The sequence below is a fragment of the Azospirillum doebereinerae genome (assembly GCF_003989665.1).
Lineage (GTDB): Bacteria > Pseudomonadota > Alphaproteobacteria > Azospirillales > Azospirillaceae > Azospirillum > Azospirillum doebereinerae.
The window spans coordinates 95522-119973 of record NZ_RZIJ01000015.1 but is presented as its reverse complement, the minus strand read 5'-3'; the positions used below and the strand labels follow the sequence as shown (position 1 = coordinate 119973).

The following is a 24452-nucleotide window of genomic DNA, read 5'->3' as shown; positions in this document are numbered from 1 at the left end:
CCGGCCCTCACAGCGGAATGTTGTCGTGTTTGCGCCAGGGGGTCTGGAGCTGCTTGTTCTTGAGCATCGAGAACGCCTTGGTGAGGCGGCGCCGGGTGCCGTGCGGCATGATCACGTCGTCGATGTAGCCGCGCGAGGCCGCCACGAAGGGGTTGGCGAACTTCTGCTTGTACTCCTCGGTCCGCGCGTCGATCTTCGCCGTGTCGCCGATGTCGCCGCGGAAGATGATCTCCACCGCGCCCTTCGACCCCATCACCGCGATCTCGGCGGTCGGCCACGCGTAGTTGATGTCGCCGCGCAGATGCTTGGACGACATCACGTCGTAGGCGCCGCCGTAGGCCTTGCGGGTGATGACGGTGACCTTGGGCACCGTGGCCTCGGCGTAGGCGTAGAGCAGCTTGGCGCCGTGCTTGATGATGCCGTTGTATTCCTGGCTGGTGCCGGGCATGAAGCCGGGCACGTCCACCAGGGTCAGGATCGGGATCTCGAAGGCGTCGCAGAAGCGCACGAAGCGCGCCGCCTTCTTGGCGCTGTCGATGTCCAGGCACCCGGCCAGCACCATCGGCTGGTTGGCGACGATGCCGATGGTCGAGCCGTTCATCCGGGCGAAGCCGATGATGATGTTCTTGGCGTATTCGGGCTGAAGCTCGAAGAAGTCGCCCTCGTCGACGATCTTGAGGATCAGCTCCTTCATGTCGTAGGGCTTGTTCGGGTTCTCCGGCACCAGCGTGTCGAGCGAGAAGTCCTGGCGGTCGAGCGGGTCGGCGCAGGGACGGACCGGCGCCTTCTCGCGGTTGGACGAGGGCAGGAAATCGACGAAGCGGCGCAGTTGCAGCAGCGCCTCCACGTCGTTCTCGAAGGCCAGATCGGCGACGCCCGACCGGGTGGTGTGGGTGACGGCGCCGCCCAGCTCCTCGGCCGTCACGACCTCGTGGGTGACGGTCTTCACCACGTCGGGGCCGGTGACGAACATGTAGGAGCTGTCCTTCACCATGAAGATGAAGTCGGTCATGGCCGGCGAATACACCGCGCCGCCCGCGCAGGGTCCCATGATCAGCGAAATCTGCGGGACGACGCCCGACGCGTCGACGTTGCGCTGGAACACCTCGGCGTAACCGCCCAGCGAGGCGACGCCCTCCTGGATGCGGGCGCCGCCGGAATCGTTGAGCCCGATGACCGGCGCGCCGACCTTCAGCGCCTGGTCCATGATCTTGCAGATCTTCTCGGCGTGGGCTTCCGACAGGGAGCCGCCGAACACCGTGAAGTCCTGGCTGAACACGAAGACGAGGCGGCCGTTGACGGTGCCGTGGCCGGTCACCACGCCGTCGCCGGGAACCTTCTGGCTTTCCATGCCGAAATCGATGCAGCGGTGTTCGACGAACATGTCGAACTCCTCGAACGACCCTTCGTCGAGGAACAGGTCGATGCGCTCGCGCGCGGTCAGCTTGCCTTTGGCGTGCTGGCCGGCGATGCGCTTCTCACCGCCGCCCAGCCGGGCGCCGGCGCGCATGGACTCCAACTTGGCCAGAATGTCTTGCATCGGGCGTTCCCAATCCTGTCGCTTGCGCCTTGTTCGTGCTCCGCCCCGGTTGCGGCAGCGCATTCCCTCACCGGACCGTCGCGGATTATTCACAAACTTCGCAGGCGTTCAAACGGCTCTTCGCAAAAACGTGCGAAGTTGCGAATGTCTTTGCAAACAGGGTCCGTGCTTTGCCAAGATTGCGAAGGCCTCCAGCGTTCCGGGGATGGGACAGTCCGCATGCAGAAGAAGCTCTTCCTCGGCTACAAGCTGCGCCGGCTGCGCGAGCAGCGCGGCCTGACCCAGGCCACGCTGGCCAAGACGCTGGAGCTGTCGCCGAGCTACCTCAACCAGTTGGAGAACAACCAGCGCCCGCTGACCCTGCCGGTGCTGATGCGGATCTCCGCCGTGTTCGAGGTGGAGCTGTCGGCCTTCCTGGAGGACGAGGACAGCCGTCTGGTCGCCGACCTGCGCGAGGCGCTGGCCGACCCGCTCTTCGTCGGCGCGCCGCTGACCGCGACGGAGCTGCGCAGCGCGGTCGGCTCCAGCCCCGAACTGGCACGCCGGGTGCTCAGCCTGCACCAGGCCTACCAGAAGCTCCACGAGCGGGTGCAGTCGCTGGCCGACAGCCTGTCGAACCAGGAGCCGGGCGACAGCTTCGCCGGCCCGCAATTCCCCTACGAGGAGGTGCGGGACTACTTCCACTACTGCAACAACTACATCGGCCCGCTGGACGAGGCGGCGGAAGGGCTGTGGAACAGCGAGAAGATCCATTCCGGATCGCTGCTGAACGAGCTGGCCGCCTATCTCAAGCGCCGCCACGACGTGCGGGTGAAGATTGTCGCCGACGAGGCCGGCGAGACGGCGATGCGCAGCTACGACGCCACCACCGGCACGCTGCGCCTGTCGGCTCTGCTGAACGGGCCGAGCCGCGCCTTCCACATGGCCAACCAGATCGCGCTGCTCGGCTTCGGCGACGTCATCGACACGCTGGTCGATCAGGCGAAATTCTCCAGCGAGGACGCGCGGTCGATCTGCCGGGTCGGCTTGGCGAACTACTTCGCGGGGGCGCTGGTCATGCCCTACCGCGCCTTCGCGGCGCAGGCCCGCGCGCTGCGCCACGACGTCGAGCAGTTGCAAAGCCGCTTCTCGGCCAGCTTCGAGCAGGTGTGCCACCGGCTGTCCACCCTGCAACGGCCGGGGGCGCGCGGCCTGCCCTTCTACTTCGTCCGCGTGGACATGGCCGGAAACATCACCAAGCGGCATTCGGCGACGCGTTTCCACTTCGCGCGCTTCGGCGGCGCCTGCCCGCTGTGGAACGTCCACGAGGCCTTCGCCCAGCCTGGCAAGATCCTGGTGCAGTTCGCCGAGATGCCCGACCGCGCCACCTACATCAGCATCGCCCGCACCGTGACCAAGCGCGGCGGCGCCTATCTGAGGCCGTCGCGGCAGTTTGCCGTGGGGCTGGGCTGCGAGGCGAGCCACGCGCCGGAGCTGGTCTACGCCGCCGGCATCGACATCGCAGACCGCAAGGCCGCCGTCCCCATCGGGGTGAACTGCCGCCTGTGCGAGCGCACCGACTGCCAGCAGCGCGCCTTCCCGCCCATCGGCAGCGAACTGCGGGTGAACGAGCACCATCGGAGTTTCGTGCCGTATCTGTTCGATCAACCGGGAGCGGGGGGAGGCGTCGGCTGACGTCGCCCTCATCCCAAAATCACCGGTCGGGCATCACCAACCTCCGCTGGCCTCCTTCCCTGTTGGGAAGCCCCTTTCTCCAGCCCGCTGTCAGCATGATCCAGCCGTCTGCGCCTCGGCTGAAGGAACCGCCGAAATCCGGCAGGACATTCCAGACGCTCGATACCGTGACCGTGAGACGAAGTGGCTTCCGCCGCCCTGAGCCCTGCCGGAGCTTCTGGAAGCGCGCTTCCAACCGTCAAATATGATAAAAAGTCTATTTTTTAAATTAACAATATGGGCAGTCAGCCTCCCAATTGATCGTGAATAAGGCATCCCGGCAACAGCCACTATGCGATGGCGACGGTCCAACCGAGCAGCGCACGAGTTCGAGCTTCACCCCACCCCGGCCGAAACGGCAAAAATAGAACATAATTTTCACGTTCTATTTTTTGTCGTTTCGGAGATTTTCCGGAAAATCCATAAGCGCCGTTGACTAAACCCTATTCAAAAACTAGCCTTCACTAGAAATAGACAGACAGGTTTGTATATCAATGCCCGCGCCGCTGCTTTCCGTCCAGAACCTCGGCCATCGCTACCGGCACCGCGCCGAGTTGGTGCTGCGGGATGTCAGCTTCGATGTCGGGGCGGGCGAGGCGGTGGCGGTGGTCGGGCGCAGCGGCTGCGGCAAGTCCACCCTGTTGCACCTCATCGCCGGGCTGGCGCAGCCGACGGCGGGCACGGTCCACATCCATGGCGAACCGGTGCGCAAGCCCTCCGCCCGCTGGGTGGTGATGTTCCAGCAGCCGCTGCTCTACCCCTGGATGACCGCCTTCGAGAACACCGCCCTCGGCCCGCGCTTCGCCGGCCGTCGGCGCGAGGCACCGAAACTGGTCGGCGACCTGCTTGCGCTGGTCAACATGGCCGACTACGCCGGCACCAACGTCCAGCGCCTGTCCGGGGGGCAGCAGCAGCGGATCGCGCTGGCCCGCTCGCTGGCCGCCCAGCCCGAAATCCTGATGCTGGACGAGCCGTTCTCGGCGCTTGACACCTTCACGCGCCGCGCGCTCCAGGTGGAGGTGCGGGCCATCGCCAAGCGGCTCGGAATCACCCTGCTGCTGGTCACCCACGACATCGACGAGGCGGTGCTGATGGCCGACCGCGCCCTGGTGATGGACGCGCGGCCGGGCCGCATCCGCGCCGACCTCGCCTTCCACCATCTGCCCGATGAGCGCGCCATCGACGACCCGGCGGTGCAATTCGAGCGGGGCCGCCTGCTGGCCGCGCTGGGTGAAACCACGCAAGCGCCGCAGCCCGGCGACTTCCACCAGATCTGACTCGAGGAACACCACCGATGTGCGAGAACTGCGACGACTGGAGCCTGCACCATTCCTCTCTTTCCCGAGCCCCCGTCTCCCGGCGGCGCACGCTGGACCTGATGGCGGCGGGCGGGCTGGCGGCCCTGCTCGCCGGGCTGCCGGGGGGCAAGGCCCGCGCCGCGCAGGATGAGAAGCTGCGCATCGGCTACCTGCCGATCACCGACGCCACCGCCCTGCTGGTCGCCCACGCCAAGGGTTTCTACAAGGACGAGGGGCTGGACGTGGAGGAGCCGCAATTGCTGCGCGGCTGGTCGCCCTTGGTCGAATCCTTCGCCGCCGGCAAGTTCAATCTCGTCCACCTGCTGAAGCCGATCCCCCTGTGGATGCGCTACAACAACAACGTCCCGGTCAAGATCATGGCCTGGGCGCACACCAACGGCTCCGGTCTGGTGGTCGGGAAGGACAGCGGCGTCGAGAGCTTCAAGGATCTGGCCGGCAAGCAGGTCGCCGTACCCTACTGGTACTCGATGCACAACATCGTGCTGCAGATGGCGCTGCGCGCCGCCGGGGTGAAGGCGGTGATCCGCGGAGAAGGCGAGCCGCTCGCCCCCGACGAGTGCAACCTTCAGGTCCTGGCGCCGCCCGACATGCCCCCGGCGCTCGCCGCGAAGAAAATCCACGCCTACATCGTCGCCGAGCCGTTCAACGCAGTGGGCGAATTGAAGGCAGGCGGCAAAATCCTGCGCTTCACCGGCGACATCTGGAAGAACCATCCCTGCTGCGTCGTCTGCATGCACGAGGACGACACCGCGCAGCGCCCCGAATGGACGCAAGCCGTGCTGAACGCCATCGTCCGGGCCGAGATCTACGCCTCGCAGAACAAGAAGGAGGTGGCCCATCTGTTGTCGCGCGACGGGAAGGGCTATCTGCCGATGCCGGTGGACGTGGTCGAGCGCGCCATGACCTTCTACGACGAGGCCGTCTACGCCCAACCGCAGGCCATCCGGAACAAGGCCGCCTGGGGCAACGGGCGGATCGATTTCCAGCCCTGGCCCTACCCCAGCGCCACAAAGCTGATCGTCCAGGCCCTGGGCGAGACCGTTGTGGCGGGTGACCGGGGCTTCCTTGCCAAGCTCGACCCGGAGTTTGTCGCCAAGGATCTGGTGGACTCCCGTTTCGTCCGCGCCGCGTTGGAGAAGTTCCCGGATTGGCGCAAGGACCCAAGCGTCAACGCCGACAACCCGTTCGAGCGCACCGAACTGGTGGCGCTGTGACGGCAGCCCCGGAGGCGCGCCGGGCCTTCGGCCGGGGGGTGGCCGGCGCCGTCCTCTGGCCGGTCCTGGGCTGCGCCGTCGTGATGGCGGTCTGGTGGCTGGCCGGCTGGCGGATCGCGGCCAATCCCGACACCGCCAACTTCGCCGGCTTCGCGCCGGGACCGACCCTGCGGCGGCTGGCCGATCTGGTGGCGCGCGGCGAGCTGTGGCGCAGTGTCGGCCCCAGCCTGGGCCGGGTCGGGCAAGGCATGGCGGTCGCCGCCGCGCTGGGGGTGCCGCTCGGCGTGCTGATCGGCGGCAGCAAGGCGTTGCGCGCCGCCACCCACATCCCGTTCCAGTTCCTGCGCATGGTGTCGCCGTTGGCCTGGATGCCGATCGCGGTGTTGAGCTTCGCCAGTTGGGACGGCGCCATCGTCTTCCTGATCGCGGTGGCGGCGGTCTGGCCGGTCACCTTCGCCACCGCCAACGGCCTCGCCAAGATCGACCCGAACTGGTTCAAGGTCGCCCGCAACCTGGGCGCCGGGCCGGTGCAGACGCTGCGCGTGGTCATCCTGCCGGCCATCGCGCGCGACGTGCTGACCGGGATCCGGCTGGCGCTGGGCGTCGCCTGGATCGTTCTGGTCCCGGCCGAGTATCTGGGAGTGACCAGCGGGTTGGGCTACGCCATCAACGACGCCCGCGACACGCTGGAATACGACCGGCTGGCCGCCATGGTGCTGGTCATCGGGACGCTGGGCTTCGCGCTGGACGGGCTGTGCCTGGGGGCGATCCGCCGCTTCGGCTGGGATCACGAGCGATGAGAATCGGGGCGATGAGGGCCGGGACGATGAGCGTCGCCGCAATGATCCGCGATCACCAGACGGGCGATGCGCCCGGCCGCGTCGGCCGCCGTGGGGTCGCCGGCGATCAGCGCCGCGATGATCGCACCGTCGATCAGGATCGCCAACTCGCCCAGCAGTTCGTCGGGACGCCGGCACCCGGCCTGGACGATGATCCCCTTCAGGAGGGCGCCGACCTTGCCCTTGTGCTCCATCGCGATGGCGCGGATGGCGGGGTCGCCCTTGGGGTATTCGGCCACCGCGTTCATGATGGCGCAGCCGCTGTAGTCGTCGCGTTCGAACCAGTCGCGCAGCGCCGGGAACACGCCATCGAGCCGCTCGCGCGGCGTCGGCCCGGCGGCGCCCAGCGCGCCGGCGAACCACGCGCACCAGTCGTCGCTTTCCCGGCGAAGCACCGCCTCGATCAGCCCTTCCTTCGAGCCGAACTGGTTGTAGAGCGTCATCTTGGCGGTCCCGGCCTCGGCCAGGATGCGGTCGATTCCGGTGGCGTGGATGCCGTCGCGGCAGAACAGCCGGCGCGCCGCCTCCACAAGGCGCTCGGCGGGCTTGACGCCCTCATTGACGCCCTTGCCCGGCTGTTCGGCCATCCCTCTTCCCCTCCAGCCGGTCCCGAAGCGGTGTTCGCACACCCATCCCTAGAAAGACCTGTATGTCCATTTTCCCCGCAAAGACAAGGAGAAACCCGATGATCCGACCCACCCGTCAGCCCCCCACCGCCGTCACCGGCTGCCTCGCCCCCATCGACAAGGCGGGGCTGGAAACCCTGGCCGCCGCCGGCAAGGCGAACCCGGACGTGGTGAAGACCGTGAAGTGCCGCACGGTGGCCGAAGGCCGTTTCCGCCACGCCAACTTCATCCGCAACCTGCCGCCCCACATCGTCGACGAGCCGCCACAGCTGCTGGGCGACGACACCGCGCCCAACCCGTCCGAGGCCGCGCTGGCGGCGCTGGGATCCTGTCTGGCGGTGGGCATCCACGCCAACGCCATCGCCCAGGGCATCGTCATCGCCAAGCTGGAACTGGAGCTGGAGGGCGACATCAACATCACCGCCGTCTGGGGCACCGGCGATCTGGCCGAGACCAAGCCGGTCGGCTTCACCGAAGTGCGCGCCAAGGTGGTTCTGGAGGCCGACGCCCCGCGCGACCGCCTGGACGCGCTGGTCGCCCACGCGACGGCGTGGTCGCCGGTCGCCAACACCTTCATCCGGCCCGTCGGGCTGTCGGTCGCCCTGGCCGGTTGAGGAGAAGATCGCCATGCAGCGCACCCCACAAGACGGGCCGGCGGACTGGTCGCCGCTCCGCGCCTTGGTCCGCAGCGATCTGGTGCCGCTGGTGGACGCCATCGACCAGGATGGCCTGTACCCCGAAGCGGCGTTGCGCCGCTTCGGCGAGGTCGGCCTGTTCGCACGGCACGTCACCGGCGATCCCGGTGCCGGCGGGTTGCGGGACGCCATCGCCGGCATGGCGGCGGTCGGCGAGACCTGCCTGTCCACCGCCTTCGCGGCGTGGTGTCAGGACGCCTGCGGCTGGTACCTGTCCAACAGCGCCAACACGGCCTTGCGCGACTCCCTGCTGCCCGAGGTCGCGTCCGGGCGGCAACTGGGCGGCACCGGGCTGTCCAACCCGATGAAGGCCTACGCCGGCATCGAGCCGGTGCGGTTGACCGGGGAGCGCGTGTCCGGCGGCTATGTGGTGACGGGCGCCCTGCCCTGGGTGTCCAACCTGGGCGATGGGCATGTCTTCGGCGCCGTCTTCTCGGTGCCGGGGCGCACGGGCAACGTCATGGCACTGCTGCGTTGCGGGCAGGAGGGGGTGAGCATCGCCCAGCGCAGTCATTTCTGCGCCCTGGAGGGAACCCGCACCGTGACGGTGATGGTCAAGCACGCCTTCGTCGCCGATGGACAGATCCTGGCCGATCCGGCCGAGCCCTTCCTCGCCACGATCACCCCCGGCTTCATCCTGTTGCAGGCGGGCATGGCGCTCGGCCTGATCCGGGGCGCGGTGACGGCGATGCGCGAGGCCGACGCCGGCCAAGCCGCCATCAACGCCTATCTGCCCGAGCGCCTGGAGCTGTTCGAGGAGGCGCTGGCCGGACTGGAGGCCACCATCGCCGAACTGGCGGCGACACCTTACCGCAACACCCCCGACCACATGCGCACACTTCTGGAGGCGCGGCTGGCGGCGGCGGAATGGAGCCTGCGCGCCGCTAACGCCGCCATGCTGCACGCGGGCGCCAGGGGCTACCTGCGCAACGCGACGGCCCAGCGGCGCCTGCGCGAGGCCTATTTCGTCGCCATCGTCACTCCGTCGATCAAGCATCTCCGCAAGGAATTAAGCGAGATCGAGCAGGGGCGCGGCAGCATGCGGCTGTGGAAGGCGGTGCCGGCGTCCTGAACGCGCAGTCCGCCTCCCGGCACGGCTCGATGCTCTCGGCACCCGACACCAGGGACGCGGGCCCGGCGGCGTTGAGCCGTCATGCGCAAGCCATCATGCGTCCAGGGGCGCCAGCGCCGGCTCCGCCGAGAACAGCGCGACGAGATGCTCGATCACCGCCCGGACGCGCGGCACCTCCTTCATGTCGCGGTGCAGGACCAGCCACGCCTCCCGCGCCAGCGGCTCGGGCATCGGCAGCGCCACCAACTCCGGTTCGCCGGCCGCCAGCCAGACCGGCAGCAGAGCCGCGCCGAAGCCGGCCTTGGCCGCCGCCAGCTGCGCCTGCACACTGTTGGAGCGGAAGGCGACGCGCCGACCGGCGCCATGGCGGGCAAGCCACACCGCCTCGGGCAGATCGGCCAGCGCCTCGTCGTAGCCGATCCACGCGTCACGCGCTCCGGGCATTGCGAACAGGCCGTAGACGATGGTGGCCAGCCGCCGCGCGATCAGATCGCCATGCTCCGGCCGGGCCAGGCGGATCGCCAGATCGGCCTCGCGCCGGGCGAGGCTGAGCGCGCGGTTGTCCACCGTCACCTCCAGGTCGATCCCCGGGTGACGGGCGTGGAACGGTCCCAGCCGAGGCACCAGGAAGCGGTCCGCCAGAGCTTGCGTCGCCGTCAGGCGAACGGTGCCGGTCAGTCCCTGCTCGTGGCCGCCACGGCGCAGGATGGCGAGCGCGCGCTCGTCCATGCCGTCGGCCAGCACGAACACCGCCTCGCCTTCCGCCGTCAGCGTGTAACCGTCCACCCGCCGCTCCACAAGGGTGCGTCCAAGATCCGCTTCCAGCGCGGCGACGCGGCGGCCAACGGTGGCGTGGCTGATCCGCAAAGCCCGCGCCGCCGCCGACAGGCTGCCGGTGCGGGCCAGTTCCAGGAAGACGCGGACATCGTCCCAATTGAGGAAGGCTGTTTGTTTTTGAACGGTCATTGCACGATTCTAGCGGATGGGCGGGCAAATCTGAACGCGCTAGAACAGCGCAACCGACGGTCCCACCCCGTTTTCCGGAGCTTCGCATGACCGAGCCGAAAACCCTGCTGGCCCTGGCCGGCGCCCCCTCGACGCCCAGCCCGCTCGACGCGTCCGCCCTGATTCTGATCGACGCGCAGCGGGAATACACCGAGGGCGCGCTGCCGTTGTCCGGCATCGACGCCGCCGTGGCCGAGGCCGGGCGGCTGCTGGCCCTGGCGCGCAAGGCCGGGGTTCCGGTGTTCCACATCGTCCATCACGGCAAATCCGGCGGCGCGCTGTTCGATCCGGACGGACCGCTGTCCGGCATCGTCGCGCCGCTGACGCCGTTCGATGGGGAAGAGGTGGTCGTGAAGCGCCTGCCCAACGCCTTCGCCGGCACCGATCTCGACGCACGGATCCGCGCCACCGGCCGGACGGAACTGATCGTCGCCGGCTTCCAGACCCACATGTGCGTCAGCAGCACCGTGCGCGCCGCGCTCGACCTCGGCTGGCGAACCACGGTGGTGGACGCGGCCAGCGCCACCCGCGACCTGCCCGATCCGCAGGGCGGCACCATCCCGGCCGACGCGGTGCATCGCGCCAACCTCGCCTCGCTGGCCGACCGCTTCGCGGTGGTGGTGAGGGACAGCCGGGCCTGGGCCTGAAGAAAGCCTCATCCTCCTCTGTGCGGCGCGCTGGCCAACGGCTTTCTTCCCTTTGCCCAGCGGAGAAGAGGTCAGAGCGGGGGCAAGTGGACGCGCCACTCCCCGTCCAGCGTCAGCCCGGCCAGCAGGTCGCGCAGGATGGCATGGGCGGCGCGGGCGGCCACCGGCATGGGGCGCCCGGCGGCGTGGGCCAGCAGGATGGTCCGGTCGATCCGCGGGTCGGCGATGGGCAACCCGGCCAGCCGCCCGGCCGAAGGGCCGTAACGCGCCACCCGTTCCGACAGCACGGTGTAACCGCAGCCCTCGGCGACCAGCGCCTTGATCTGCTCCAGCGCGTCGATCTCCATGACCACGTTGACCTGCCCGCGGGCCAGCAGCGCCGCGTGTTCCACCTCCTCGCGCACGCCGTGCGGGCGGCCGGGCAGGATCAGCGGCAGGGCCAGCGCCTCGTCGAAGGGAATGGCCACGCGCCCGGCCAGCAGCGGGTCGTCGGCCGGGCCGACCAGATGCAGCTTCTCGCGCGCCACGAACTCGGCGGTCAACCCGGCCATGTCCTTCGCCCCGAAGACCAGCGCCAGATCCAGCTGCCCCGACAGCACCCATTCCAGCATGTGGCCGGACAACCCCTCGACCACGCGCAGGCGGATCTGCGGGTGGGCGCGCCGTACCGCCAGCGCCAGCGGCACCGTCAAGACCGGCCCCAGCGAGGTGGGGATGCCCACCGTGGCCGGACCCGAGGGCGCCGATTCCACCGCGCGCACGTCGTCGCGCAGGCTGTCCATCGATTCCACCAGCCCGATGGCGCGTTGCGCCAGCCGCCGTCCGCTCTCCGTCGGCACCACGCCGCGCGCCGTGCGCAGGACGAGCTGGCAGCCGAAATCCTCCTCCAGCCGCTTCAGGTGCAGGCTCAGCGCCGGCTGCGCCACTCGCAGCGCCTCGGCCGCGCGGGAGATCGAGCCATGTTCGACGATGCCCAGGAAATAGCGCAGCTGCCGCAGATCCATGGCGCCGTTCCCCTGTTCGCCGATAGCACGGCGCTATGAAGATCGCGGCGGCGATAGCCTGTCAACATGGCGTTTGTCGGTCCGCCCACCCCTCTTGATCGGGGCAAGGACTTTAACCATCTGCTTAATCGTAGCGCCGGACGGCCGCGCATTCCGCGGGCCGGCAAGGGCGCTCCCCGCGCTTGGGCAACAGGGCGGGACACTGGAAAAACGGAGTGCCGAATGGACTTCGGTCAATTCACCGATCGTGCGCGCAACGCGATTCAGGCCGCGCAGATCGCCGCCCTTGCCGGGCGGCACCAGCAGCTTTTGCCCGAACACCTGTTGAAGGCCCTGATCGACGACGCGAACGGCGTCGCCGCGCAGCTGGTCCGCGACACCGGCGGCGACCCCGACCTGTTGAAGAGCGCCGCCGAGGAGCAGCTCGCCAACGCCGCCGTCCAGGCCGGCGAGGGGCCGCACCCGATCTACATGTCGCCAGCCCTGGCGGCCGTGCTGCAGGGGGCCGTGGAGTCCGCGCGCGGCGGCGGCGACCGCTTCGTCAGCGCCGAACGTCTGCTGGAAAGCCTCGCCCGCCAGAGCGGCCCGATGCGCGCCCTGTTCCGCCGCGCCGGGGTCGACGCCTCCGCGCTCGCCGACGCCGCCGACGCCCAGCGCAAGGGCCACCCCGCCGCCGAGGAGACCGAAACGGTCGGCGGCGAGGCGCTGGCCCGCTACGCCCGCGACCTGACCGAGGAGGCCCGCCAGGGCCGCCTCGACCCGGTCATCGGCCGCGACGACGAGATCCGCCGCACCATTCAGGTGCTGGCGCGGCGCACCAAGAACAACCCGGTCCTGATCGGCGAGCCCGGCGTCGGCAAGACCGCCGTGGTCGAGGGGCTGGCCCAGCGTCTGGCCTCGGGCGACGTGCCGGAAGGGCTGAAGGACCGCCGCGTCCTGGCGCTCGACCTCACCGCGCTGCTCGCCGGGGCCAAGTTCCGGGGCGAGTTCGAGGAACGGCTGAAAGCCGTTCTGGCCGAGGTCCAACAGGCCGCCGGCCGCATCATCCTGTTCATCGACGAGCTGCACACGCTGATTGGCGCCGGCCGCACCGATGGCGCGATGGACGCCGCCAACATGCTCAAGCCCGCGCTGGCGCGTGGCGAGCTGCGTTGCGTCGGCGCCACCACGCCCGACGAGTACCGCCGCTACATCGAGAAGGACGCGGCGCTCGCCCGCCGCTTCCAGCCGGTGACGGTGGACGAGCCGTCGAGCGACGACGCCGTGTCGATCCTGCGCGGCATCAAGGGCAAGTACGAGGTGCATCACGGCGTGCGCATCGCCGACGCGGCGGTGGTCGCGGCGGTGACGCTGTCGGCGCGCTACATCGCCGACCGCCGCCTGCCCGACAAGGCCATCGATCTCGTGGACGAGGCGGCGAGCCGCCTGCGCATGGCCATCGACAGCAAGCCGGAAGCGCTCGACGCCGTCGACCGTCGCGTCGCCCAGCTCAAGATCGAGCGCGAGGCGCTGAAGGGCGAATCCGACGCGGCCTCGCAAGAGCGCCTGCACACGCTCGGCCATGAGCTGGCCGAGGCGGAAGCCCGCCAGACCTCGATGGAGGAGGATTGGCGCGCCTCGCAGTCGCGGCGCACCGAGGGCCGCCGCCTGAAGGAGGAACTCGATCAGGCCCGCACCAAGCTGGAGCGCGCCCAGCGCGACGGCGACTGGGCCAAGGCCGGCGAGCTGGCCTATGGCGTCGTGCCGGACTTGGAAAAGCGCCTCGCCGACGCCGAATCGCGCGCCAGCACGGAGCGCGAGGAGGTCACGGCCAAGGACATCGGCGCCGTCGTCACCCGCTGGACCGGCATCCCGGTGGACCGCATGCTGGAGGGCGAACGCCAGCGTCTGAAGGGCATGGAGGACAAGCTGGCCGAGCGTGTCGTCGGTCAGGCCGACGCCGTGCGCGCGGTGTCCAAGGCGGTGCGGCGCGCGCGGGCCGGGTTGAAGGATCCGACCCGGCCGACCGGCTCCTTCCTGTTCCTCGGACCGACCGGCGTCGGCAAGACCGAGTTGGCGAAGGCGCTGGCCAAGTTCCTGTTCGACGACGAGACGGCGATCACCCGGCTCGACATGTCGGAGTACATGGAGAAGCACGCGGTCAGCCGGATGATCGGCTCGCCGCCGGGCTATGTCGGCTACGACGACGGCGGCTCGCTGGCCGACCGCATCCGGCGGCGGCCCTATCAGGTCGTGTTGCTGGACGAGGTGGAGAAGGCCCACCCCGACGTGCTGAACGTGCTGCTCCAGGCGCTTGACGACGGGCGGTTGACCGACGGGCAGGGGCGGACGGCCGATTTCCGCCATGCGATTCTCATCATGACCTCCAACCTCGGGGCCGACGCGCTCAGCGCGCTGGGCGACGACGAGGACGTGCGGGGGGCGACGGTCGAGGTGATGGACGCCGTGCGCAAGGCGTTTCGGCCGGAGTTCCTGAACCGGCTCGACGACGTGCTGATCTTCCGCCGGCTGGGGCGCGACCAGATGGCGCGGATCGTCGACATCCAGCTCGCCCGCGTCAACGAGCGGCTGGCCGAGCGCGGTCTGACGCTGGTGGCGGACGAGGCGGCCAAGCGGCGGCTGGGCGATCTGGGCTGGGATCCGGCCTTCGGCGCCCGCCCGTTGAAGCGCGCCGTCCAGGGTCTGGTGGAGGATCCCATCGCCGAGCGCCTGCTCGACGAGGAGGTGCCGCTGCGGACCACGCTGAGCCTGTCGGTGACGGACGGCCGCCTGACGCTCGACGGCGAGCCAGTCGAGGAGGACCGCCCGCACGGCTTCAAGGCCCCGGAGCGCCCGCCGCTGGGCTTCGCCCTGCCGTCGGCGCGGGCGGGGGAACCCGCCTCGGTGCATTGAGGCTCCGGCTTGTGCGGGCATCGCCGTTGCGCGGCACCGGGCAGTTGATCTTACCCCGGTTGGGTGGACACGGGTTCACGCAGATCTTAGCTCGGCCTGTTCGGGGGTGATGTATCCGATGGCCGAATGGGCGCGTTGGCGATTGTAGTAGGTTTCGATGTAGGCGAACACCTCCCGGCGGGCCTAGTCGCGGGTTTCGAACCGAGTGCGGTGGACCAACTCGACCTTGAGGGTGTGGAAGGCGCTTTCCACGGGAGGATTGTCGTAGCAGCAGCCCTTACGCGACATGGACTGCCGCATCCCGGCCGCCTGCAACAGGTCGCGGTAATCCCGGGAGGCATACTGACTTCCGCGATCGGAATGCTGGGGATGAGGCCCACAGCTGGCCTTTGGCGCTGGATGGCCATGACCAGGGCCGAAGTGGCGAGTTCGATGCGCATATGGTCGCGCATCGCACATCCAACAATCTTCCGGGTCGCCAAGTCCAGGATAGCCGACAGATACAGCCAGCCTTGCAGCGGTGGGCAGGTAGGTGATGTCGGCCAGCCGGACCCGGTTGGGCTCGGCCACCTGGAAGGGCTTGGCCCAGCAGATCGGGAGCGACCGGCAGGCCATGGCGGCTGTCGGTCGTGACGGGCCGGAACCGGCGTGCAGTTGCGTCCCGGATACCGTGCCGGCGCATATCAGACGCACCACCCGGCCCCGGCTGGCGGTGATGCCCTCTGCGCAGAAGGCAACATGCACGCGCGGGCTACCATAGCGGCCATGGTGGCGACCATGAACGCGTCGGACCTCGGCCAGAAGCTGTCGGTTGGCGGCGGCCCGCTGGCTTTCCGGCCACCCACGCCACGCGTAGTAACCGCTGGCGGACACCCCGAGCACCGTGCACATGAGCCGGGCCGGGAACTCGTCCCGGTGTCCTCGATGAAGCCAAACCTCATCTCGGCGCTTCCGAGAGGATGCTGATGGCCTTTCTTAAAATGTCGCGTTCCTGCCGGGCGCGCTCCAGCTCGCGTCGCAGCCGCGCGATCTCCGCCGTCTGCTCGTCCGGCTTCGCCGGCATGGCGGTGCCGGATACGGCAGGGGCTCCGGACCGTGAGCGCGGCGGGTGGCCTTGGGCTACCCGTCGCCAGTTCCGCAGCACCGAGGCCTGGAGGCCCAATTCCCGCGCCACATGCTCCAGCGGCCGGCCGCTCCCTTCCGGCAGCCCAACGGCCTCACGCTTGAACTCGTCCGTGAAGGACCGCCTCGTCTTCGTCATCAGACACCTTCCCGCTCCACGCGGAGCTTAGCTGTGGTGTCCACACAACCGGGGCAAGATCAAACCTCGGATTGGCGCAAGAGCGGGCGGATCGCAACGGGAACGCGTCGGCGGAAATGATAGGTGGCGCCCTGTCGTGTCAACATTCCAACCCTGTGGAGTAGGCCGGTGGAGTAAACGGCTCCCCGACTGGCGCGCGTTGCCAAAAATGCTGATTTATCAGGAAGTTGGTTGGGGGACTAGGACCCCCAACTAACATCTCCTGAAACCCTTGCCAGCCTTGGCCCGCAACGGTTTCGACACCGACCGACGGCACAGAGATGGCACAGTCGGATGGCACATTCAAGGCGGCGACTGAGTCGGTATGAAATAGGCTCAGTCACAGCGGCCAATATCGATGGCAACACGCAGGCAATCGGCAATCCATTCCCTCTCGCCATGCCCCGGGGCGCCACGGAGGGTCAGATCCCAGGCGACAGCCTCCAAGCTGGCAGCCGGCGTTCCCGCCATATCGAACACGTGCCCGCCCCGGTCGGGCCGGAAAAGCCACCGGCACGTCAGGTCGAGGCCACCAGGGCCGGTCAGGCGAAACGGCCGGCGAAAGTCGGAAGGCTCGCCGTGAACGGTGAGGCCCGCGTCCTCGGCGGCTTCGCAGACCCAGTCGGCGAAGCGGCGGAAGGTGTCGCGCTGCCGTTCCGGATCCACCGTCACTTGTACGAAGGGGTGCCCGGAAACGCCGTCCCAAACCGGGATAAAGTCACCAGCGGCCGTGCGCGCCCGAAGAGGAGCAGCCAGCGCGGCATCGGGCAGGGTGGACAAGGTCCAGCGCTCGTCCTTGCCGCCGACCGACAGGCCGTCCAGGAGACTCTCGACGGTCTCCATGCTGTCGTGCACCCGGTAGACCTGACGCTGCTCCAGCGTTCGATCCAGGTACGGATAGGCGATGTCGAGCTTCGGCCGCTCCCTGCCGCCACTCCGGCGCAGGCGGCGCTCGATCAATGAGCGGAAGCGGTCCACGCGGCCGATGCGCTGCTCCAGGTCGCCGGCCGTCCAAGCAACGCCGTAATGCATGACCCGGTCGCAGAAGGTGTGCAGATTGGCGCCCTCCTTCAGCACGTCGGTGCACACCAGAACGCGCGGATAGGCGGGGGTCTTGAATTGCACCAGCGCGCGCTCATTCACGTCGGACCCTCCAATCACGCCGATCACCGGAACTTGGTTGTTGAGCTGGCTGGTGCTGCCGGCGGCAGCGAGGTCCGCCAGGGTCGGACCGGATCCGCTGAAGCAAGTCTGCAGAATGAGTTCGCGCTCGCCCGCCCACGCGGCGAAGCTGCGCCGCTGGATGAGGGCGGCCGGTTCCGCAGAGGACAGCCAGTTGACGAACCCTTCGGCCAGCGCGCGGGTGTGGACCACCGGAGTTGACGCCGTGCGAGCCCAGTTCAGGCCGGCATCGATGTAGTGCAGATCAATGAGCGCGTCGCTCAGGCGGATCGACTGGCCGATCCAGTTCTTGGCGAGTTGCCGGCGATGGATCAACTCCCGCAGTTGCTCCGGCGCAGCACTGCCCAGTCCATCTTCCAGCCCCGACCACCAAGCGGGGTTCCGGCGCCTCAGCACGTCCCAAAACCCTTCGCCCAGCAGCAGGGCTGGTTCGGGCTGCGCATGCCCTGCGACGGTCGTGTGCCGGCGCTTCTCCAACGGATGGTAAAGCGCCAGTGCCTCCGCCCAGACCTGTGCCACCCCGGAGGGGATACCCAGCGCCTTGGCATTGCCGGTCAACATGCTGTGCAGAATGAAGGCGCGCCGCCGTGCCGGGGAAAGGCCCGCCGCCTCATCCCAGAGCGCTCGAGGCACCGCCGCCGCCCACGCGGCGGGGTCGCGCTCGTATAGGCGGGCCAGGAGGAGGAACCAGTTCTCCTCGAAGAACAGGCCGAGGGAACGGTCCGTCTCGAAGCGCCGTCGGTACAGGTGCAGCCAGCCCCCCTCCCGGAACGCCCGGCGGAAGCCTTCGGACAGCCGGTCCGCTCCCCGGCCCGGCAGGTCGTCCATACGGTCGCCGCCCTCGCCGCTCCCGTCTCCATCGGCGCCCGTTCCGGCGTCCTCATCCTCCGGAGGCCGCGAGGACGGCCCTTTGGCCCAATCGAAGGCCGAGTCTCTCCAATGGTCGCGGATCCGCCGTTCGACGCTTTGGTGGAAGGCGCGCTCCAGGCGTTCGCACAGCTCATCCACCGCGGCGATGCGGCGCATGAAGACCAACACCTTCTCGCCCCGCACGAACGCGCGCTCGGCGAGGTCCCGCGCGACCGCGTCGAGCTTCGGATGCGGCAGCGTGTGGTTCGGGAACCGCTGCGAGAACCGCTCCACGATCCCAGCGATGGCGCCGGCGTCCGGCTGGGGCTGGGCGCGTTGCTTGTCGTGGAGTTGGAGGTTGAGGTGGTCGTCGCCGGCCCCGGCGGGCACGGACGCGCCCTCAGCCTCGGGATCGAGGTGAAGCGTGGAGCGCCGCAGACTCTCGAAGGACGTCAGGAAGCCCACCTGGAAGCGGTTGCCCTGGGATTTCAGGATGCGAGCCAGATGCTTCTGTACCAGCGCCATGGCCAAGCCTGGGACGCCCTGCGTGCCCTCGTGCGGCTGGAGCCTGTGATCGCGGTAGTCGCGCTTCGCCAGGATATCGCCGGCCGCAGAGCGATAGGTCCGCGGCCGCCGGACCAGAAAACTCCGCATGGCCCCGGCGAGGGCCTCCAGGCGGTCCGCGGCGCAGTTCTCCTGGCGGATGGCTTGCGGGTCGGCGTAGTCGCAGACCGCCTTCACGGTGTCCGGGCCGTTGTGCAGCGGCGTGGCGCTGAGGAACAGCCAGTGCTTCACCACCCCCTCGAACACCCGTGCGAAGTTCCGGTTGGTTTGGTTGCCGTGGTGGCGGAGGGCTTGCGCTTCATCGACGATCAGCAGGTCGATGCCCCGGTCCCCGGCCCACTCCCGCAGCCGCTGGTTCAGTCCCTCGGCGAAGAGGTCGTTGAACACCGCGCTCGCCTCCGGCGGCGACGGAAGCGGTTGTGGCCGCTGCGGCTCCGGCAGTCCGCAGCCGTGCATCACCCGGCGGGTCTGTTCCCAGGCGGCCCGGACATCCAACGCCCGGCTTTGTTGCAGATAGACCGGACGGCAGAAGGAGGTGTGCCGCAGGATAAGCGAGCGTGGGGCATCCTGGCCCAAAGCGCTGGCAAAGTCCCGCAGGTTCTCGTAAACTGGGGCCTCTGCGGGCGTGCCAAGCAGCGTGCTGACGCCATGATCGTCGGCCGTCAAGCCGTTGGGGCGGTAGTTGCGCTCGAAGAAGGTGCAGTAGTCCCGCCCCCACTGATGCTGGAGCACCTGCCGCGGTGTGATAAAGACGACGCGGGCGCGCGGGTCGATGTGCCACAGCACGGCGGCCAACCCGATCGCCTGGAAGGTTTTCCCCATACCGACTTCGTCGGCGAGGTAGGCGAATCTCCGCGTGCAGAGAATGTTGTAGAGCGCTGCCACGCCCTCGTTCTGCAATTCCTTGATCGCCTCGAGTTCAGGGACGCCGCCACTGAAGTCGATCAGTTCCGCCACGTTCTCGGGGCGGATCGTGTGTGCGAAGAGGGGCATGGGCGTCACACCGTACAAGCGACCAGTTCGGCCTCGAACCAGTCGAGGAGTTCATCGGGCGTGCCGGGCGCGTCGGCGCCCGAGCCATCTGCTATCTCCGCCCTCACGGCGGCACGGGATTGGGTCAGCAGCATGACGATCTCGCCGAGGTGCGCATCGTCCAGCAGCGGTCGGTTGGCGTGGAGGACGCGATGGACCTCCAGAATCACGGCGAAGCGATGGACCGGGGAGAGGCGGTCTTCCTCGACCGCCCTGGCCAGTTTCATCAGGCTCGACGGCCCGGAAACCAGATCGGCGAGGCGCCGCATCCTCTCGTGCGGAGGGGCCCGCCGCGGCAACGCTTGCCCGAGCGCCTTCCAGCGTTCGCCCTGCACGGTGGCGTAAAAGTCGTACAGGTTGAACGCGGTTTCTTCCAAGCCTGTGTCCGGCCCGGCGCCGTCCGGGTCCTCGTCGACCAGCCTGTGCCGCTCAAGGCATCGGATGAGGCCGGAGGACCGCTCCCGCAGTTCGTCGATGATTTCGCCGGCGGAGAGACGCGGGGTGTAGTCGCGCGTGGAGTGGTCCAGGTTGATTTCGCTGAACAGGCCGGCGATGGACACCGGCTCGGCGTTGCGGGTAAAGGTCACCGTGAAGCCGCGCGCCTTGCCCGGCCCCTGTGGGCAGGCGATGCGCCGGTTCTCGCACGCCATGCCGAGCGTCACGTCACCGACCGCCGGCAGCCTGAGAACGACGCCGGTGCAGTATGTCGGCGGTTCAGAGGACCACACTGCGTAGGACCGGTCCTTCCAGTCGAACAGGACGGTCAGATCGAACGGCAAGCCCGCCGGAGGATCATCGGATTCATCGGTGAACGCTTTCCCTTGGAGGTCCAGCGGGCGCAGTTTGGGTAGGGCCGATCTCCTGGCCTTTTTCAGGTCGAGGGAGCGGATCAGCATCGCCTCGACGTTGCCGCCCGTCTTCTTGTGGGCGGCCTCCGTCATGTTGCAGGAGCCGACCGCCACGCGCAGGTGGTTTCCGCGTTCCTTGCTGAGGGCGTAGAGCTTGGCATGGGTGAAGCGGTTGGCCTCGCCGTCCTCCAGCACGCAGGTGGACACGCCCTGTGAATCCAGCGCTTCCAGGTGCGCCGGCGCCAGGCCGAACGCACCTTCGCGGCTGGCTCCGGGCACCAGCTTCACCTCCCGGGCGTTGAGAGCTTCGAGCAGCTTGGGCAGCTTTTTGGAACCCGACCAGTAGGGCGACAGGACCGTGAGGCAGTCCCACCGCTGCGTCTGTCCGAGGCGAAGCCGCTGGGCGAAGGTCGGCTGCCCGCCGCCGATGCCGTTGATGTGCAGTTCGGGTCCGTCCGTAGCGCCATAAGAGCCCATCTCCCGGAGGATTTCCAGAACGTCCCTGATCGCTTGGCACTCCGCTTGTCGGGAGCGCGGCAGCTTGCGGAGCCAAGTCAGGAACCGCACCAGTTCGGCATGCGCGGGCGCGTCGGCGTCATCGATCCAGGTCTCGCCGAGAACCTCCAGATTGTGTCCCCACCCCGACAAAGTCAGGTTGGCCGAGCCACAGGCCAGATAGACCGCCGGGTATGTCTCCCCTTCATGCTCGTACCGGCCGGCAAGTAGCATGAGCTTGGGGTGGAAGTAGGGGCCTTTGCGGGCTCCCTCGTGGGCGCCCGGCACGCGCACCGCCCAGGTCTGGTACCGATAGTCGCTGGCACCGCCGCCGGACAGCGCGGCCGCGTCGTGGAACACGGCCACGGACACTCCGGCGAGCCGCGCGTTGACTTCGGCCCGGCGTGCCTCGGCGCCGCGCGCCTCGACGCCGAACAACGTCGGAAGCACGTTGGCCTCGAAGAAGCGCGGGTCGAAGGTGAAGGTGGTGAACAGCGCGGCCTCGACGCCACCGCTGAACCGTGCGGCGGCCTGGGCAATGGCCTCGCGAACGCGCACACTCATCCCCGCACCTCGTTGTACACGTTGCGCGTTGCGGAGAGGTAATAATCGTTGCGCCACAACAGGTTCTGCGGTCTCTCATCGGGTTCGGCCATCGCATCGAGGTTGATGAGAGCACGGACCCGGCCTGCGTCGCTCTCGACCCAATGGGCGCTGCCGCGCTGGTCTGCAACCTTCCTGTGTGCGTCCATCAGAGCGTCGGCGAACGCCGCCGTGCCGGACAGGTCCAGCCCGCACAGGATGTCGAAACGTTGGGCGACGCCGCCATGGAAGTGATCGCCCAACAGCCGAAAGCCGACGCGCGCCGCGCCGAGCGCGTCGAGATCGATCTCAAGCGCGCGGCCGGCGTCCGTCACGGACCGGCCCGCCTGCGCGAGGAGACGCTCGAAGGCGACGTCGAGCGCGGCGATGTAGCGCTCGCACCTTAGAATGTCCTCGAACACCTGCGCACTTTCGGGGAAGTGCCCACGGCAGTCGGACAGGAACGAGGCGTAATCCAACTCGGCCGGCAGTTCCGCCAGCCGTGCCGCCACCCGGTCCAGCAGCGGTTCCCGTTCGAACAGGTACTGGCGCAGCAGCGCGCGGTTGGGCAAGCCGTGAACCAGTTCCACCAGCGTTCCGGCGAGCGGGGACGCCTTCAACGTGCGTTTCTTGAACGGGTGTGCGGTCCGTTGCGGCGCCGTGGCGATGGTGACGGCGTGCCTCCCCAGCTCGTGCAGGGCGTCGCCGGTGATGCGGGAGCCGTTTGCGGCCAGCGCTGCGGATACGGAGTCCTCGAGCACCTTAAGGTCGGGGTCGAGCAGCTTCGCCCGCCCGGCGGCGCCTCTGTACAACCCCCATAAGCCGCCGGCCGCCTGATTGTCGAGCAGCACGGCGCGGCTCAGGGAAAGCCGGTAGTCCTCCAGCCCCGCGCATCGGTCGAAGCCGCGCCGGCCCGGAAGCGGCCAGCCTTTATCGTAGGCGCGGGCGGCGACGGCGTGCGCCGCGATCTGCTCACCGATCAGGAAGAACTCCCGCCGCGACAAATGACCCCGGACCTCCTCCAACTCTGGCTGTTCGTAGGCATTAAGCAGCGCAAGCAGCAACTCGAAGCCGGCGGCTTGCGTCGTCTGGGCCGTCAGGTGGGGAACAAGCCCACGGGCCACCCGCGACCAGATCGGCAGCAGGCCAAGCGGATCGGCGAGTCGACGGCTTCCGACCAGATCGGTATCGCGCGCGGTCAACGCGAAGCCACAAGAAATTAAACTCTGCATACTATAGTACGATATCCACGTTCGCTGCAGATTACATGGCATTTTTGAGAATGCCCGAAAAAATCGATTTCCGCACTTAGAATTCTAATTTGTAACTGCCCAGGTACCCTGGACAAGAAAGCGGTTGACTGGGGAATCGCGGCATGAGTCAAAGAGTCCATGACTCCGACCCAGCACGCTCCCCTTTCCGACGCTGCGACCGAGACGGCTGCCGGCCAAGCGGCGGTCGCGGCGGAAATGGAGCGTCTTCGCGCCGAAAACGTGGCGCTGCTGGCGCGGGTTGCCGAACTGGAGCGCCGGTTGGGGCTGAACAGCTCCAACAGTGGCAAGCCGCCGTCCAGCGATGGGTTGGGCAAGCCCAAGCGCGCCCTGCGGACGCGGAGCCTGCGCGCGGCGTCGGGTAAGCCGTCCGGCGGGCAGAAGGGCCACAAAGGAGAGACCCTGCGGCCGGTGGCCGAACCGGACACCATTGTCGAGCACTATCCCGGCGCCTGTCCGGCCTGCGGTTCGGCGCTGGCACCGACGACGTCCATCGGCTACGGCGCACGCCAAGTGTTCGATCTGCCCGAGCCACGGCCGTTGCTGGTCACCGAACACCGGACGCATACCTGCCGCTGCGGCCGCTGTGGCGAGCGGGTGCGGGCGGCCTTTCCCGCCGATGTCACGGCGCCGGTGCAGTATGGCCCCCGGATCGCCGCGATGGTGGTCTACCTGCTGCACTATCAGTTACTGCCCGAGGACCGGCTGGCCGAGGCGATGGCCGACCTGTTCGGCGTCAAGCTGGTGGCCGCCACCATCGCCGGGATGAGCCGGCGCTGCGCCGCGCGCTTCCAGGACTTTGCCGGCGCGCTGGGCGCGCGGGTGAAGACGGCGGCGGTCAAGCACATGGACGAAACCGGTTTCCGGATCGGCGGCAAGACCCAGTGGCTGCACGTCGCCTGCACCCTGTGGCTGGTGTTCTACCGGGTCTCGCCCAAGCGCGGCAGCCTGCTCGACGCTGTCGCCGGCACCGTGGTCCACGATCACTGGAAGCCCTACTACACCATGGACGGCGTTCTGCATGCCCTGTGCAACGCCCATCATTTGCGCGAACTCCAGGCCCTGGTCGAGATCGAGAGGGAGGACTGGGCGCGCCGGATGCAACGGCACCTGCGCCGGGCCTGCCAGGCCGCCAACCTTGCCCGCCAGCGCGAACGGCCGCTGAAGCCCGCCCTTGTCGATCTTTTTCGCCGGCGCTACGACGCCATCGCCGCCGCTGGCCGCCACCCCCACGACGGGTGCCAAGCGCCGTGGCCGGCCGCCGCGCCGCACCGGCCACAACCTGCTGCTGCGACTGACCACCCGCAAGGACGACGTGCTGCGCTTCCTGACCGATCCCGCCGTCCCCTTCACCAACAACGAGGCCGAGCGCGACGGTCGCATGATGAAGGTCCGACAGAAAATCTCCGGCGGCTTCCGTTCCCAGGAGGGGGCGGCCGATTTCGCCGTCATCCGCTCCCTCATCGCCACCGCCAGAAAGCAGGGCTGGAACATCCTTCACACCCTGACCCAAAATCCCGACGCACTCCTCCCGAGACTCCGTACCGCCTGAACCACAAAGCCGGTACCTGGGCAGTTACTCTAATTTTAATAATCTGGGTTATCTGCGATTTGCATCTGGCGTGCTGCTCGGCGCTGCCCGCCAGTAAAGTGGTAGGGTAGATGGCTCTTTTCCCAAGCGCTGGTGAAATGCGTTCGCCGACGAAGACACGATGTGTGTCCGCGCCCAGTTTGACCGTAAGCGGTGCGAGCGCACCCTTCCC

At 68.4% G+C, this 24452-nt stretch carries 17 protein-coding genes and 1 pseudogene; 9 read left to right on the top strand and 9 right to left on the bottom strand.

Annotated elements, in window-relative coordinates; all coding sequences use genetic code 11:
• Positions 1-7: 7 nt before the first annotated feature.
• A complete protein-coding gene (locus EJ913_RS18620; RefSeq protein ID WP_127000595.1) occupies positions 8-1540 on the bottom strand; it encodes an acyl-CoA carboxylase subunit beta in 1533 nt (510 codons plus the stop codon).
• Positions 1541-1759: 219 nt separating this feature from the next.
• On the opposite strand from EJ913_RS18620, the gene EJ913_RS18615 reads away from it, so the two are divergent.
• The 4 genes from EJ913_RS18615 (at position 1760) to EJ913_RS18600 (ending at position 6586) form a co-directional block, all read left to right on the top strand.
• Positions 1760-3214: a helix-turn-helix domain-containing protein gene (locus EJ913_RS18615; protein ID WP_127000593.1), complete on the top strand. Its 1455-nt coding sequence runs from the start codon at positions 1760-1762 to the stop codon at positions 3212-3214.
• Positions 3215-3747: 533 nt separating this feature from the next.
• A complete protein-coding gene (locus tag EJ913_RS18610) occupies positions 3748-4530 on the top strand; it encodes an ABC transporter ATP-binding protein (RefSeq protein WP_127000591.1) in 783 nt (260 codons plus the stop codon).
• Positions 4531-4547: 17 nt separating this feature from the next.
• Entirely contained in the window at positions 4548-5786 is a 1239-nt protein-coding gene (locus EJ913_RS18605) for an ABC transporter substrate-binding protein (RefSeq protein ID WP_127000589.1), read from the top strand.
• Entirely contained in the window at positions 5783-6586 is an 804-nt protein-coding gene (locus tag EJ913_RS18600) for an ABC transporter permease (RefSeq protein WP_211098999.1), read from the top strand. Before EJ913_RS18605 ends, EJ913_RS18600 begins: the two co-directional genes overlap by 4 nt.
• Here EJ913_RS18600 and EJ913_RS18595 read toward each other — a convergent pair.
• Entirely contained in the window at positions 6574-7212 is a 639-nt protein-coding gene (locus EJ913_RS18595; RefSeq protein WP_127000587.1) for a TetR/AcrR family transcriptional regulator, read from the bottom strand. The two genes, EJ913_RS18600 and EJ913_RS18595, sit on opposite strands and share 13 nt — an antisense overlap.
• A 98-nt stretch (positions 7213-7310) precedes the next feature.
• On the opposite strand from EJ913_RS18595, the gene EJ913_RS18590 reads away from it, so the two are divergent.
• Entirely contained in the window at positions 7311-7865 is a 555-nt protein-coding gene (locus EJ913_RS18590) for an OsmC family protein (protein ID WP_127000585.1), read from the top strand.
• Positions 7866-7878: 13 nt separating this feature from the next.
• Complete coding sequence (locus EJ913_RS18585) at positions 7879-9018, top strand: acyl-CoA dehydrogenase family protein (RefSeq protein ID WP_127000583.1); 1140 nt, start codon at positions 7879-7881, stop codon at positions 9016-9018.
• A 93-nt stretch (positions 9019-9111) separates the two neighbouring features.
• On the opposite strand, the gene EJ913_RS18580 is transcribed toward EJ913_RS18585, so the two are convergent.
• The gene (locus EJ913_RS18580) at positions 9112-9984 is read right to left on the bottom strand and encodes a LysR family transcriptional regulator (protein ID WP_127000581.1); all 873 of its coding nucleotides are present in this window, start codon (positions 9982-9984) and stop codon (positions 9112-9114) included.
• An 86-nt stretch (positions 9985-10070) separates the two neighbouring features.
• On the opposite strand from EJ913_RS18580, the gene EJ913_RS18575 reads away from it, so the two are divergent.
• Entirely contained in the window at positions 10071-10670 is a 600-nt protein-coding gene (locus tag EJ913_RS18575) for a cysteine hydrolase family protein (RefSeq protein ID WP_127000579.1), read from the top strand.
• Positions 10671-10741: 71 nt separating this feature from the next.
• On the opposite strand, the gene EJ913_RS18570 is transcribed toward EJ913_RS18575, so the two are convergent.
• On the bottom strand, positions 10742-11674 hold the full coding sequence (locus tag EJ913_RS18570) for a LysR family transcriptional regulator (RefSeq protein WP_127000577.1): 933 nt from the start codon (positions 11672-11674) through the stop codon (positions 10742-10744).
• Positions 11675-11896: 222 nt separating this feature from the next.
• On the opposite strand from EJ913_RS18570, the gene clpB reads away from it, so the two are divergent.
• On the top strand, positions 11897-14566 hold the full coding sequence (gene clpB, locus EJ913_RS18565; RefSeq protein ID WP_127000575.1) for an ATP-dependent chaperone ClpB: 2670 nt from the start codon (positions 11897-11899) through the stop codon (positions 14564-14566).
• A gap of 75 nt (positions 14567-14641) precedes the next feature.
• On the opposite strand, the pseudogene EJ913_RS18560 reads toward clpB, so the two are convergent.
• The 5 genes and pseudogenes from EJ913_RS18560 to EJ913_RS18545 form a co-directional block, all read right to left on the bottom strand.
• Positions 14642-15827: pseudogene (locus tag EJ913_RS18560) on the bottom strand (IS3 family transposase).
• Between the two features lie 59 nt (positions 15828-15886).
• On the bottom strand, positions 15887-15973 hold the full coding sequence (locus EJ913_RS33265) for a DUF6538 domain-containing protein (protein ID WP_404324539.1): 87 nt from the start codon (positions 15971-15973) through the stop codon (positions 15887-15889).
• Positions 15974-16202: 229 nt separating this feature from the next.
• A complete protein-coding gene (locus EJ913_RS18555) occupies positions 16203-19454 on the bottom strand; it encodes a helicase-related protein (protein WP_127000573.1) in 3252 nt (1083 codons plus the stop codon).
• Positions 19455-19459: 5 nt separating this feature from the next.
• On the bottom strand, positions 19460-21400 hold the full coding sequence (locus tag EJ913_RS18550; RefSeq protein WP_127000571.1) for a phospholipase D-like domain-containing protein: 1941 nt from the start codon (positions 21398-21400) through the stop codon (positions 19460-19462).
• A complete protein-coding gene (locus EJ913_RS18545) occupies positions 21397-22620 on the bottom strand; it encodes a hypothetical protein (protein ID WP_127000569.1) in 1224 nt (407 codons plus the stop codon). The genes EJ913_RS18550 and EJ913_RS18545 overlap by 4 nt, the downstream gene beginning before the upstream one ends.
• Positions 22621-22809: 189 nt before the next feature.
• Here EJ913_RS18545 and tnpC point away from each other — a divergent pair, with 189 nt between their 5' ends.
• Positions 22810-24351, top strand: a complete 1542-nt coding sequence (gene tnpC / locus EJ913_RS18540) for an IS66 family transposase (protein ID WP_211098998.1) — start codon at positions 22810-22812, stop codon at positions 24349-24351.
• The last annotated feature ends 101 nt before the right edge of the window (positions 24352-24452 follow it).

Excerpts from the sequence above, each read along its gene's own strand:
- EJ913_RS18620 (WP_127000595.1), bottom strand. The coding sequence starts at position 1,540 with ATGCAAGACATTCTGGCCAAGTTGGAGTCCATGCGCGCCGGCGCCCGG.
- EJ913_RS18615 (WP_127000593.1), top strand. The coding sequence starts at position 1,760 with ATGCAGAAGAAGCTCTTCCTCGGCTACAAGCTGCGCCGGCTGCGCGAG.
- EJ913_RS18610 (WP_127000591.1), top strand. The coding sequence starts at position 3,748 with ATGCCCGCGCCGCTGCTTTCCGTCCAGAACCTCGGCCATCGCTACCGG.
- EJ913_RS18605 (WP_127000589.1), top strand. The coding sequence starts at position 4,548 with ATGTGCGAGAACTGCGACGACTGGAGCCTGCACCATTCCTCTCTTTCC.
- EJ913_RS18595 (WP_127000587.1), bottom strand. The coding sequence starts at position 7,212 with ATGGCCGAACAGCCGGGCAAGGGCGTCAATGAGGGCGTCAAGCCCGCC.
- EJ913_RS18590 (WP_127000585.1), top strand. The coding sequence starts at position 7,311 with ATGATCCGACCCACCCGTCAGCCCCCCACCGCCGTCACCGGCTGCCTC.
- EJ913_RS18585 (WP_127000583.1), top strand. The coding sequence starts at position 7,879 with ATGCAGCGCACCCCACAAGACGGGCCGGCGGACTGGTCGCCGCTCCGC.
- EJ913_RS18580 (WP_127000581.1), bottom strand. The coding sequence starts at position 9,984 with ATGACCGTTCAAAAACAAACAGCCTTCCTCAATTGGGACGATGTCCGC.
- EJ913_RS18575 (WP_127000579.1), top strand. The coding sequence starts at position 10,071 with ATGACCGAGCCGAAAACCCTGCTGGCCCTGGCCGGCGCCCCCTCGACG.
- EJ913_RS18570 (WP_127000577.1), bottom strand. The coding sequence starts at position 11,674 with ATGGATCTGCGGCAGCTGCGCTATTTCCTGGGCATCGTCGAACATGGC.
- clpB (WP_127000575.1), top strand. The coding sequence starts at position 11,897 with ATGGACTTCGGTCAATTCACCGATCGTGCGCGCAACGCGATTCAGGCC.
- EJ913_RS33265 (WP_404324539.1), bottom strand. The coding sequence starts at position 15,973 with ATGTTGACACGACAGGGCGCCACCTATCATTTCCGCCGACGCGTTCCC.
- EJ913_RS18555 (WP_127000573.1), bottom strand. The coding sequence starts at position 19,454 with ATGCCCCTCTTCGCACACACGATCCGCCCCGAGAACGTGGCGGAACTG.
- EJ913_RS18550 (WP_127000571.1), bottom strand. The coding sequence starts at position 21,400 with ATGAGTGTGCGCGTTCGCGAGGCCATTGCCCAGGCCGCCGCACGGTTC.
- tnpC (WP_211098998.1), top strand. The coding sequence starts at position 22,810 with ATGACTCCGACCCAGCACGCTCCCCTTTCCGACGCTGCGACCGAGACG.